The organism is Flavobacterium sp. B330r (assembly GCF_056824325.1).
The window spans coordinates 3,391,220-3,403,920 of sequence record NZ_CP124860.1 but is presented as its reverse complement, the minus strand read 5'-3'; the positions used below and the strand labels follow the sequence as shown (position 1 = coordinate 3,403,920).

General features: G+C 31.7%; 10 protein-coding genes. 4 read left to right on the top strand and 6 right to left on the bottom strand.

Going from position 1 to position 12,701, the window contains the following annotated elements:
- Positions 1–102: 102 nt before the first annotated feature.
- From QLQ95_RS15050 to QLQ95_RS15040, 3 genes are all read right to left on the bottom strand, one after another.
- Positions 103–1,854, bottom strand: a complete 1,752-nt coding sequence (locus QLQ95_RS15050; RefSeq protein WP_482500437.1) for a TonB-dependent receptor — start codon at positions 1,852–1,854, stop codon at positions 103–105.
- A 139-nt stretch (positions 1,855–1,993) separates the two neighbouring features.
- The gene (locus QLQ95_RS15045; RefSeq protein WP_482500436.1) at positions 1,994–2,857 is read right to left on the bottom strand and encodes a PhzF family phenazine biosynthesis protein; all 864 of its coding nucleotides are present in this window, start codon (positions 2,855–2,857) and stop codon (positions 1,994–1,996) included.
- Between the two features lie 92 nt (positions 2,858–2,949).
- Positions 2,950–5,964: a tetratricopeptide repeat protein gene (locus tag QLQ95_RS15040; protein WP_482500435.1), complete on the bottom strand. Its 3,015-nt coding sequence runs from the start codon at positions 5,962–5,964 to the stop codon at positions 2,950–2,952.
- 309 nt (positions 5,965–6,273) lie between these two features.
- Between QLQ95_RS15040 and QLQ95_RS15035 the strand changes: the two genes are divergently transcribed.
- From QLQ95_RS15035 to QLQ95_RS15025, 3 genes are read left to right on the top strand one after another with little or no spacing between them, the layout of a single operon-like run.
- Positions 6,274–6,957, top strand: a complete 684-nt coding sequence (locus tag QLQ95_RS15035; RefSeq protein ID WP_095931427.1) for a cell division ATP-binding protein FtsE — start codon at positions 6,274–6,276, stop codon at positions 6,955–6,957.
- Positions 6,957–7,838, top strand: coding sequence for a glycosyltransferase family 2 protein (locus tag QLQ95_RS15030; protein WP_482500434.1), 882 nt, complete (start codon positions 6,957–6,959; stop codon positions 7,836–7,838). Before QLQ95_RS15035 ends, QLQ95_RS15030 begins: the two co-directional genes overlap by 1 nt.
- Positions 7,839–7,844: 6 nt before the next feature.
- Positions 7,845–8,774 carry a glycosyltransferase family 2 protein gene (locus QLQ95_RS15025; protein WP_095931425.1) on the top strand — a complete coding sequence of 310 codons (930 nt, stop codon included), beginning with the start codon at positions 7,845–7,847 and terminating at the stop codon, positions 8,772–8,774.
- Here QLQ95_RS15025 and QLQ95_RS15020 read toward each other — a convergent pair.
- Both QLQ95_RS15020 and QLQ95_RS15015 read right to left on the bottom strand, forming a co-directional pair.
- A complete protein-coding gene (locus tag QLQ95_RS15020; protein ID WP_253251869.1) occupies positions 8,757–9,164 on the bottom strand; it encodes a sugar 3,4-ketoisomerase in 408 nt (135 codons plus the stop codon). The genes QLQ95_RS15025 and QLQ95_RS15020 overlap by 18 nt on opposite strands.
- 2 nt (positions 9,165–9,166) lie before the next feature.
- Positions 9,167–10,246: a glycosyltransferase gene (locus QLQ95_RS15015; protein WP_095931423.1), complete on the bottom strand. Its 1,080-nt coding sequence runs from the start codon at positions 10,244–10,246 to the stop codon at positions 9,167–9,169.
- Between the two features lie 46 nt (positions 10,247–10,292).
- Between QLQ95_RS15015 and QLQ95_RS15010 the strand changes: the two genes are divergently transcribed.
- A complete protein-coding gene (locus QLQ95_RS15010) occupies positions 10,293–11,429 on the top strand; it encodes a glycosyltransferase (protein WP_095931422.1) in 1,137 nt (378 codons plus the stop codon).
- Here the strand turns inward: QLQ95_RS15010 and QLQ95_RS15005 are convergent.
- Positions 11,426–12,700 (bottom strand): O-antigen translocase, encoded by a 1,275-nt coding sequence (locus QLQ95_RS15005; protein WP_253251868.1) that lies wholly within the window; start codon positions 12,698–12,700, stop codon positions 11,426–11,428. The two genes, QLQ95_RS15010 and QLQ95_RS15005, sit on opposite strands and share 4 nt — an antisense overlap.
- Position 12,701 lies beyond the last annotated feature (1 nt).

The window sequence follows — 12,701 nt, the reverse complement described above, 5'->3', positions numbered from 1 at the left end:
TTCACGAATCTACTCCAAAAAATTCATGAGTTCATGGCTGAAAAAAAAAGGCACATTCATGTAAAATGTTTTTGTGCCTAGGTATCTTATGGCAAAGATCTCTTAAAAATCAAATTTATAATTTGCGCCTCCTAAAACCTGGAATCCTTGTACTGGATAATTCAACCATTTTTGGTACGCTTGATTTCCAATATTGTTCGCTTTTAAGAAAAACGTTAAACGCTCGCTAAATTTGTACCCAACATGAGCATTGGCATCAAAATAGCTTTTTAAAGTAATTGGTGTCGTATCAATTCCCAAAGAAGTATTTGTCTGCATATCTTTTCTTTCACCCACATAAAACACATTCAATCCTGCATACCACTGCTTAGTAATAGTAACGTCTAAAGTTGAACTTAATTTCATTGTTGGCAAATTCCATGCTTCAACAACGTTATCTGTATTGTAACTATTAAAAGTTCCGTTGATCCCGAAAGTTACATTCTGCGAGAAATCAGCTTTTAATTCTGCATAAAAACGTAACGTTCTAATGTCTTCATAAACCACTCCAAAAGAGTTTCCAAAAGCATAATCTTCATTCGTAATCACTTCTGTATAATCATTAGCTTTAAATAATGCTTTATCTTTTTCATTTAAGTACGAACCTGTCAAATTATAGTTTACGTTGTTTGCCAACTTCCCTTTTAAACCAGCAAAAACATTATATTGTGTACTTGACGGACGCATGTTTAAAGTAGGTGATAGAAACGGATTTTCGGTTACAAAATCGGCGTAAGAATTCTGCTTTAAACCTCCATCAACTCCTGTGTAAAAAATCATTAAATCTCCAACCAGTTTGTACGAGGCGTTTACCTTTGGATAAAAATAAAATTTATTCCCACTATTTTCTGTATCTCCACTGTAGAAAACTCCCGCTCCTAATTCTAAAGTCCAATCGTTTTCATGAATCACAAAACTTGGCTCGATTCCTACATTGGTAAAACCATATTTTACAGCTTCTGTATTGTTTTGCAAATAATTATTTTTAAAAGAACCACTTACGTGATCTACAATTACATTGGTTTTAATTTCCTGATCCATTACATCAACAGTAAAAGTCGGCTTTACGTAAAACCTGTTTTCTGACGAAGAATAACTGTCTGAAAAGTGCGTGAATTTTGAAGCAAGATTACTAAAAATGCTTTCTGTAAATTCGGCATTTCCGCCCAACCAAATCGTATTATAAGAATGATCCGGATTGATGCTGTTTACTAAATCATAGCGCTGATCTGGAATTGTAGAACCAAAGTCAGCTGGAAGTCCGTACCAATTGTAAATCTGGTTTTGATATCCTAAATCTACATTCCAGTTATTATCTCTATTATTCTGACCATAACCTACATTAATTGCCGTATCGTAAAATTCATCATTCAATTCTACATCCTTAATTCCGCCTTGAGAAGAATGATGACGAAACATTCCTGCCACATAATCGTTATTTCCTAAATCCTGATTAACAAACAATTCTGCATTTAAAGTGCTGTAATTTCCAACACCCAAAGTTGCGTAGTTATTAAACAATCTTTCTTTTTTAGCTTTCTCAACCCCTTCCGCTTTTCCTTTTGAAGGAGTAAAAGTCGATGCTACAGGAACAGACAAAATACTGTATTTAATAACTTCTTTCGGCTGATTCCCGCTATCGTCAAGCGAAGGCGTTTCTTTTACTTTAAAAGCATCTGAAATAGTTGGCGAATACGGCTTTACAACGTTTACAGTTTCCGTTCCTATACTTTCATTTTTCTTCTGTGCAAACGAAAATTGACCTACAAACAATACGAGTAAAACGATAATTTTATACTGGCAATTTAATTTCATATTTCTTCTTTTTAAGAGTATAGAGAAAAGAGTATAGAAAATAGACTCACGCTATTTCTTAATTCTTATGCTAAAAACTCTTTGTTCTCTTTCTATATTCTAAAATCTTTTTTCTTTGTTCTATTTTCTATATTCTCACTTAAGCTTCCCAATCACCTTTAGCCACAAACTGAGCTTTACCTCCTATTCTAATATCAAACAAATCTCCATTTAGTTTTCCGTTAAAATAAATTTCAGATGGACGTCCAATGTAATCTCCTTGATGATTTGTCAATTCAAATTCAGGTTTATGATATTTTAGCAAAAAGGCTTGTAAACAAGTACTGGCACTTCCTGTCGCAGCATCTTCTACCAACTGATTATGCTCTACACACAACATTCGGCTAAACAGTTTTTCTCCTTCTAAATAATAAAAGTATAAACCTCTATGATCTGTTTTGCAGTGTTGTTTCATCCATTCATCAGCTTTATCTTTATCCAGAACCAAATTTTCTAAAGCCCTTTTACTGCTTAATCCAACCATAACAAAAGCGCTTCCAGTTGTAACTTCCTGAATTGGAAATTGATTTTCGAAATCACTCACTTGCAGATTACTGAAAAATGTAAAATCTATTTTAGAAAAAGTATCCCAAAACTTTGGCTGCGCCGCTTTTAACCAGATCAAACCATCTGATTTAGAAATTGCAATTGGCCCGATCGGAACTTCCAGTTTAATTTCATTAGGCGAATTATCAAAAATCTTATTCATCAGAACCCAAGAAGTACCAATGATTGGATGTCCTGCAAACTGCATTTCGTGAGCAGGAGTAAAAATTCTAATCTCTGCTTTATTATTTTCTCTATCTAGTTTGGTTACAAATGTGCTTTCCGCAAAATTAATCTCGCGAGCCATCTGCTGCATTTGTGCTGTACTTAAATTTTCTGCATCCATAAAAACCGCCAACTGATTTCCAGCATATTTTTTATCAGCAAAAACATCAACTATGTAAAAAGGTAAACTCATTGTTTTTTCTTGTAAAATGTGATTTGTGAGATGTAAAATGTTTTTCGTTATTTTCTATTTTACAGAAAACATTTCACTTTTCACTACTTAAACTATTTATTAATCGACGAATTTGTTTTAGACTCTTCCGATTTAATAGCAGCTAATTCTTTTTTAGCTTCTTCAACAACATCCGGGTAATCTGTAAAATTGTTGATTACATTATCTAAAATATATGTCGCTTGATAGCTGTCTTTTAATCCGTAGAAATTTTTAGCCATTAAAACCAAACCTTTTGCTCCGTAATATTTATAGGCAGAATAGCTTTTTGCTAATTTTTGAACAGCAACATTAGAAGCATCATATTTTCCTTCTTTTGTTTTGAAATACGCATCATAATACAAAGCTTCTGCAGCCAATTCTCCTTTTGATGAAGCTGAAAGTTTAGCGTAAGCTGTTTTAGCTTTATCTTCATTTCCTGTCTGCATTGCTGCACGCGCTACAATAATCTGAGCATCTGCTTTTACACCTGCGTCTGATTTCGGATTTTCTAGTACTTTCTCAGCCGCAACTACAGAGTGGTCATAATCTTTTTTGTCGTAATAACACTTCATCAAGTTCGCTTGAGCAAAAGTTTTATTCTGAGGATAATCAGCTTCGCTTTCTAATCTTGTTAGAACTGGAATTGCTTTATCGCAATCTTTTGCTTTCAAATAAATCTGAGCCAATCTGTTTAAAGCTTGTTCTGTAAATTCATTTCTAGGCTGATCAATTACAAACTGATAATTTGCAACAGATTTTGTTTCAGAACCTTCTGCATAAGTAAGCTGTCCTAAATAGAAATTAGCTTCCAATGCATGCAATCCGTTTGGAAATTTAGAAACATAACCTGCAAAACCAGTAATAGCTTGCTTAGAATTGTTTTGGCTGTATTGTTTGAAAGCCGCATCGTAAGTATCGTTATCCAATTCTGCATCTGTAACCGCTACGAAATCCAATGTACGAACCCAAGTCGCATATTCATCAACTTTTCCAGAGTCTACATAAATTAATCTTGCTGTTGCAACCGCTTCTAAAGCTTCTGGCGTTTTTGGGAATTCAGCAGCTACTTTTTTAAATTTTGTCAAAGCCAGTTGATCACGATCTGAATTGTAATAAATCAAACCTTGTTTTAAAATTGCTTTTGAAGTGAATGATCCATCTTTAAATTCAGAGATCAATTGATCGTACGTTTTTATTGCCTGATCGTTTTTCTTTTCTGCAACATAGGTGTTTCCTAACTCAAATAAAGCATCATCACGATAAGATGACTTTTTGTACATCTGAAGAAAATTATTCAACTCATCTATTTTCTTCGCATTATTTGACATAAATCCGTAAGAAAGTGCTTTTTGGAATTGAGCATAATCTGCATCTACGCCTTTTGCAGCAATTGCTTTTGCATAAGCTTCATTTGCCGCACTATATTTTGAAGTTACAAAACGACAATCTCCCAAACGCAAATAAGAATCGTTTAAACGCACTTTATCTGATGGAGCATTATCAATTTGAGCTTGAAAAGAATTTGCTGCCTGATCGTATTCTTTCAATTTAAAATACGTGTAACCAATATTATAATTGATATTTTTATATTCGTCTGTAGATTTTGCCGCAGCCATTCCTGCAAACTGTTTGTAAGTCAGAAGAGCATTCTGCATATCATCATTCAAATATTCAGTTTCCGCTTTCCAGAAAGTGGCACGCGCTGTAAATTCAGGAGTTTTTTGCTCGCTGATTGCGCTTTTAAACATTTTACCTGCTTCTTGATAATTAGATTCATTGTACAATTCTAGTCCGCGGTAAAAAAGCACTTTTTGGTAAGCCGCTTTGTTTTCAGCAGTTCTATTTTTTTCTAATAAAACCAAAGCTTCTTTGTAGTTTTTAGAAGAAATATAAGAATCAACCAAAAGTTTTTCTACTTCTGCACGGCTTGAATTGTTTGGATATTTTTTAAGGAAATCCAACAAAATACCTGGAACAGCTTGGTAAGCGTTTCCGATATCATAACTCAATTTAGCGTAATTTAAAGCTGCGTCTTCTTGAATTTGAGCATTAAAATCCATTTCAGAAGCATTCTTAAAAGCGTTTAAAGCTTCTTGCTTTTTACCTGTATTTAAATAGCTTAAACCTAAATGATAATAGGCATTCTGGGCCACAAAATCTTTTCCTTCAATAATTTTGTTGAACTGAGAAATCGCTTTTTCGTACTCTTTCTGCTCATAATACGCATAACCTAATTGATAGAAATCGGTATTGTTCCATTTTCCTTTTTTACCCGCATATTGTTCTAAATACGGAATTGCTTTTCCGTATTGCTTCAAGTTGAAATAACTTTCTCCAATAATTTTATTCAGTTCTGATTTTTCAATGTCGTTCGATTTGTTCATGGCTACCAATCCTAAATCAATCGCTTTTTGGAAATTTCCTAACTTGAAATTCATATCAGCTTGATAATACGAAAGCTTTTCTTTGTATTTTTCTTCACCCGAAACCTCATCAAAATACTTCGTTGCTTCTTTGTAATCGTCACCCTCATAAGCCATAAATCCTAAATAATATTTGGCTTGAGAACCATATTCTTTAGAATTTACCACTTTATTAAAATAGTTAGTTGCTTCTTTTTTCTTTTTAGCATTAAAATAGCTGTAACCTTTCATGAAGTTAAACTTATCCGATTCTGTTTTACTCATGTAGCTTTCGTCCACTTTATCAAACCATTGCAAAGCTTTTGGATAATTTCCTTGTTCGAAGAAAAATTGCGCGGCGTCAATGTAAGCTTGATTTTGTTTGGTGCTTGTTGGATAATCATTCACAAATTGTTCTACCAGAGCATCGGCATTTGCTTTATTGGTTCTTATGGCAGAATTTGCAATATAGTAAGCACAGTCAGACTGCACTTCTTCATTTGTAGTATTGTTTTTTACTTTTTCAAAAATCAATTGTGCCGAAGCATATTGTTTGTCGTTATATAAAGCCAGTGCTTTGTCAAAATCCTTTAACTCATACGTATAAATCGCCGATTTTTGTGCCGAAGCTATAGTCGAAGCAAGGAAAATTTGGAATAAAAAGAACCTGGAAAGTTTACGCATTTTAATAATATTTAGTATTCAAATGTATCATTTTATAAGGGTTATAACGAAACGTTTTGAGGTTTTATTATGAACAAATTATGAAACTGCTACTATTTTACGCTCTGTAAAACTTCAAATTATTGGTTCTCAAACTTTCTTAAACAAATAATTTTAAACCATATAAGCTCTCTTAAGTTATTATAAGCAGGAACCGTTATATAGATGCTGTTAAAATGCACTTCTATAGCAATTTTATTCAGAATTCAGCGAAATTTATTTTGAATACAACCGTTATCTTATTACTTTTACCATTCAAACCAATTTATTATGTCACAAACCGTACTATCTCTTAAAGAAGTCACTATATATCAAGAAGGAAGAAAAATTATATCTCATATTAACCTAGACGTTAATCATGGTGAGTTCATTTACATTATCGGAAAAACTGGTTCTGGAAAAAGTAGTTTTCTAAAAACTTTATATGCTGATTTACCGTTAGTTGAAGGCGAAGGACATATTGTTGAATTTGATTTGGCAACATTAAAAGAAAACGACATTCCGTATTTAAGACGTAAAATCGGAATCGTGTTTCAAGATTTTAAACTACTTCCAGACCGTTCAATAAAAGACAATATGCTTTTTGTTTTACGAGCTACAGGATGGGTCGAAAAAGAAGCCATGCAACACAAAATTGATGAAGTTTTGGATAAAGTTGGCATGAAAGATTTTGTAAACAAAATGCCTCATCAGCTTTCTGGTGGAGAACAGCAGCGTGTTGCGATTGCAAGAGCGCTTTTAAACGATCCAGAATTTATCTTGGCCGACGAACCAACAGGAAACCTTGATCCTCAGACTAGTTCTGAAGTTTTAGAAGTTTTAAAAGCAATTAATGCTGCAGGCAAAACCATCATTATGGCCACTCATGATTATGCTTTATTGATGAAATTCCCATCTAAAACCCTAAAATGCGAAGATGAAAGAATCTTCGAAGTGGTACAAAGAAGCGTATAATGCTTTCCGTTTTAATTCCGGTTTATAATTACAATGTTTTACCGCTTGCTAGCGAACTCGTAAAGCAGTGCAATTCGTGTGGAATTACTTTTGAGATTATTTTTTTAGACGATGCTTCTCAAAAGTTTGCAATTGAAAACGAAAGAATTAATCTATTTGAAAACGCCTCTTATTCTATTTTAGAAAAAAATATCGGACGAAGCGCTATTAGGAATTTATTGGCTGAAAAAGCAGTTTACGAAAATTTACTTTTTCTAGACGCCGATACTTTTCCTGCCAATGCAGATTTTATTTCTATCTATATTTCTCAAATCAACAATACTGAAAAGATAGTTTATGGAGGAATTTTATATGAAAGTTCTAAACCTCCAAAAAAGGAACTTTTAAGATGGATTTACGGAAAGGAAAGAGAAGCTTTATCAGTTTCCGAACGTATAAAAAATCCGCATCTTTCTTTTCTGACTTTAAACTTTCTCATAAAAAAAAACATTTTTTCTAAAGTCAGATTTAACGAAAATATTCCAAATCTAAGACACGAAGACACCTTGTTTTCGTTTGAGTTAAAGCAAAATCAAATTGAAGTTCTTCATATTGACAATCCTGTTTTTCATCTTGGTTTAGAAGACAGTAAAACATTTTTGCAAAAATCTGAAGAAGCCGTTTTGGGTTTGAAAAATTTAATCGATTCGAATCTAATTTCTCCGGATTACGTTAAACTGGCACATTATTTTCAACTCATTAAAAAATATCATCTTGTCTCTTTAACCGCTTTTGGTTTTAGGATTTTTAAACCTTTATTTAAAAAACAGTTATTAAGCGCAAAACCTTCGCTTTTTCTTTTTGATATTTATAGATTGGGTTATTATTGCATTATAAAATAAACTGAAATGGCTTTTTTTTCCATAATAATTCCGTTGTACAACAAAGAAAATTTTATCGAAAACACGATACAAAGTGTCTTGAGCCAGACCTTTCAGGATTTTGAAATTATTATAGTAAATGACGGATCAACAGATAAAAGTGAAGAAAAAGTTTTACAGTTTAAAGACGATAGAATTCGATATTTGATTAAAAAAAATGAGGGTGTATCAACTGCAAGAAACTACGGCATTGAAAAATCTTCTGCAGATTTTATCACTTTTCTAGATGCAGATGATTATTGGTATCCAACGTTTTTAGAAACCATGTTTACTAACATTTCGAAACTATCTGATCAAAAAGTATTTTCTGCAGCGGTTGAATTTGATACTTCAAAAAAAGTAATCCTGGCGCAGTATTCTATTTTCAAAACAAATGAAGATTTAGAAATTGTAAATTACTTTAAAGCAAGTAAAAAAGAATCCGTACTATGGGCGTCATGTGCCGTTTTTCATAAATCTGTTTTCGAAAAAACAGGAAGCTTTGATACCAAAATCAAAAGCGGTGAAGATACTGACTTATGGATTCGAATTGGACTTATTTATCCAGTTGTATTTTCATGGAAAATCTTGGCACGTTATGTTTACGATTCTAAAAGTCTATCAAAAAATAACAAATTAATTATAGATAATTTAGATCTTTCGAAATTTAAAGAGGCCGAAAAAACAAATCCAGACTTAAAATATTTTTTAGACTTAAATCGTTTTTCGCTTGCTATAAAAAGTAAATTAGTCGGAGAAAAATCGCTTTTTTATAAATACTACAATCCCATTGATTTAAAGAAAATAGGCTGGAAGAAAAGAACTTTGTTGCTTTTTCCAGCATTCGCTTTACGTTTTTTAATTTCTTTTAAAACCTTTTTAGCAAATTTAGGAATAGGATCATCTGTCTTTAAATAATCGGAATTTTTTGTATTCTCGAATATAATCTTCTTCACTAAATTCGCCAGAAGACAAAACCAGACAAACACTTCCCGATGAGAAATTTTTAAGTTCGCGCCAAATGCCAGAAACAATAAGCAAACCAACATTAGGCTTATTTAACGTAATTGTTTTTATGTTTTTACCGTCCTTTAAAACCACATCAAAGCTACCGCTTAAAGCGATTAAAAGTTCCTGCTGTTCAATATGCGCATGCCCTCCTCTTTTGCTTCCGCTGGGTACATCGTACAAGTAATAAATTCTTTTAGAAACAAAAGGAATTATGTCGCCTTCAACAACTGAAAGATTTCCTCTTCGATCCTGAATTTTAGGAATTTCTATCAATTGATTGTCTGAAATATTTGTCATTATTAAGTGTTTAGAAGATTTTTCCATTGATCCGAAATGTGTTCTAAAGATAAATGGTTTACGCTTTTCGTAGCATTCTGTCTGCAAAAATGATACAATTCAGCATCATCTACAAATCGATTCATTGCCAGCGCAAGAGTTTTTATATTATGATTTTCAACCAGCAAACCATTAAACTCATTCTGAATAATTTCTCGAGGGCCAGAATAGCAGTCAACAGCAACAACAGGTGTTCCTAAAGCTAGTGATTCTATAATCGACAACGGAAAACCTTCATAATTACTTGTCAAAATCGTAAACTTTGCTTCTCGAACCTCATTAAAGGGATTTTGTTTAAAGGGAAGAATTTTCACATAATCATTTAAATTCAAATCTTTAATTTTCTGCCAAATAAAATCTTCGTCATCTCCAGATCCCATCAAATGCAAATGATATTCTTTTTCATATATTTTTGATTGTAAAAAAGCCTCTAGCATCAATGTGAAATTTTTCACTTTCTCTTCAAATCGTCCAAAAAACAAGATTACTTTTTGAGGTTCTAAAACTGTTTTTTTCAATTCTTCTTCGGCAATAAAAAAAGGATTATAAATCGTAAGTGTATTTTTAAAATCATACCACTTCCTTACTTTTTCTTCGATCGCTTTTGAAACGCAAACCAAATTTTTTACATCCTTATAAAGTATTCTAGACCAAAATTTTGAAGAAGGAAAATAATCCTTAAAATTAAAGCTGTGAACGATGTAATAGACTTTCGAATTTCGGTAAATAAATTTGGTAATTAATTCGCGTAAGAAGACATTTTTTGGCCTGCTGTCAATAACAATATCAATGTTATTTTCAATCAAATAGCCTCTCAATAATCTTCCTTTTTTTAATTTTTTAAAAACAGAAAACGAGCCAGCACTTTCTTTTTCTAAATTGAATAGGTTTCCTGTATAATCGTAATCTACGTCGTCATTAACAATAATAGAATAAACTTCAAAACCAGAACTTTCTAACATAAAAGTAAGCAAAGCTGCAAAACGTTCTGCGCCTCCTTTTCCTAAGGAAATCGAAACAATAGCAACTTTCTTTTTATTCATGTTTTTTAATCGAAAAAGTAAATATATTTGTCAAATATACATATAAATGAAAGTTTTACTAGTAGGCGAATACAGCCATTTGCACAATTCTTTAAAAGATGGTTTAAAGGCTTTAGGGCATGAAGTTTTTATTATTGGTCACAATGACGGTTTTAAAAATTTTCCTGTTGATTTTACTATCCAAAAAAAATGGGATTCTGGCTTTCTGAAAAAAATAAAAATTGCGGTTTATAAAATTTCTGGATTTGATATTAGTTCATACTTGACTTTTAGGCAATTTTTAAAATTCAAAAAACAATGTTCTGGTTTTGATGTTGTACAATTGATTAACGAAAACAGCTTTTATTGCACTTCTTATTTTGAAAAAAAAATCATTTCAAGTTTTCTAAAAAACAACCAAAAATTTTTCCTTTTAAGCACAGGTTATGATTATTTGAATGTGAAATATTGTTTTGAAAATCCTGACTTTAAATCTATAATTCCGTTATATCTTAACCATAAAATTGATAAAAAATCTTTTGGAAATATTTTAAAATTCCGCGAAAAAGCATTTTTAGAACTGCATCAGTTTATTTATAAAAACATAAACGGAATTATCGCTACAGATTTAGATTACCATATTCCATTACAAGGAAATGAAAAATATTTAGGAATGATTCCGAATCCAATTAATATTGAAAAGCTTTTATTTCAGCCATTAAACATCACTGATAAAATTGTCATTTTTCACGGAATCAATAATGAGAATTATCTAAAAAAAGGAAATGATTATTTTGAAAAAGCATTAGAAATAATCGAGCAAAAATATGCTTCAAAAGTTGAAGTAGTAACGGTTCGCAGTGTTCCTTATGCTCAGTATATTAATTTATACAATAGCTGCCATATTTTACTGGATCAAATTTATGCCTACGATCAGGGCTATAATGCCCTAGAGGCAATGGCAAAAGGAAAAGTGGTTTTTACAGGCGCTGAAAAAGAATTTACTGAGAGATATAATCTCTCGGAAAAAGTATGCATAAACGCCATTCCAGACGTCGATTATCTAGTCAAAGAATTGTCTTTTTTAATTGAAAATCCAGATAAAATTATTGCGATTGGAAAACGTGCGAGAGCTTTTATAGAAAAGCATCATCATTACAAAAAAATTGCAGAAAAGTATATTTTGAAGTGGAATGAAAATTAGAATAGAATTTTTCTAAAATAAACCACCAAAACCAGTAGATAAACCAAATTATCAAAAGCATAAGCGATTACAACACCTTCAATTTGAAAGATTTTTATAAAATACAAACAGACAAAATATAAAACCGAAAACGAAAATAATTCGGTAATGATAAAGGCCGAGGTCATCTTTTTAGCAAAAAACTGAAAACCCAAAATCAGAGCACAAACTTTGAAAACATCGCCTAAAAGCTGCCAAAAAAACAAATTGACTACGGGCAAAAATTCTTCTGAAAAAAGAAGTTTTACTACAAAAAACCTCGCTAAGTAAAGCACAACTAAAACTAAAACAAAAACAGGAAGAATGAATTTGTAATACTGCCAAAAAATGCTTTTGGTTTCCTCATTTGAAGATGCTTTAGATAATTTTGGAAGAAAATAAACACTCAAAATCGTACTAACAAACATTAAATAATAGGTCGAAATTCTAGTCATTGATTCCCAATATCCTGCTTGTTCGATTCCTAAATTATGAATAATATGATTTCGAATTGCAAGAAATACAAAAGGCCCAAAAACAGAAGAAACAAGCGCCATTAAAGAATAAGAAGAAAGGTTTTTTAAAATTTTAATATCGAAAAAACTGAATTTTATCATTTGAAAAAACTGAATTTCCTTCTGAATCATATAAAAGGTAACCAAAAACAATAACGCTGGTGCAATTACAATCGACATCAAAGCTCCAATGGTTTTAAACTGCATAATCAGAAAAACCGAAGTCAACAAACCAATGATATTTCCGATAATATTAATCCAAATTACTTTTTTAAATTTACCCAAACCATTAATTACAGCTATAAAAAAAATGGAAAATCCGTAAGTTGGCAAAACCAATGCTAAGACTTTAAAAACAGCCCAATATTCGGTGTTATTTCCAAAAATACTCTGGTTCCAATAAGAAGCTGTAAAAAATAAAATTCCGCTTAACAGAAGCGCAACAAATAATAAACTGATAAAAACCGTAGAAACTATTTTTTGAAGTTCGCTTTTAGATTTCTCATCTTCAGACGCATATTTTACGATTCCGTTTTGAAAACCTAAAGTAGAAATATTTTCTAATGAAGTTAAAAAATTACGAAGATTTCCAACCAAAGCCATTCCGCTTGGACCAACGAAAATGGCTAATATTTTCGAAGTAATTAATCCGATTCCAATTTTTAAAGCAACGCTCAAGCTGTTTAAAGACGTAATCTTAAACAAATTGGTTTTAATTATTTTTCTATAGAAATTCAAA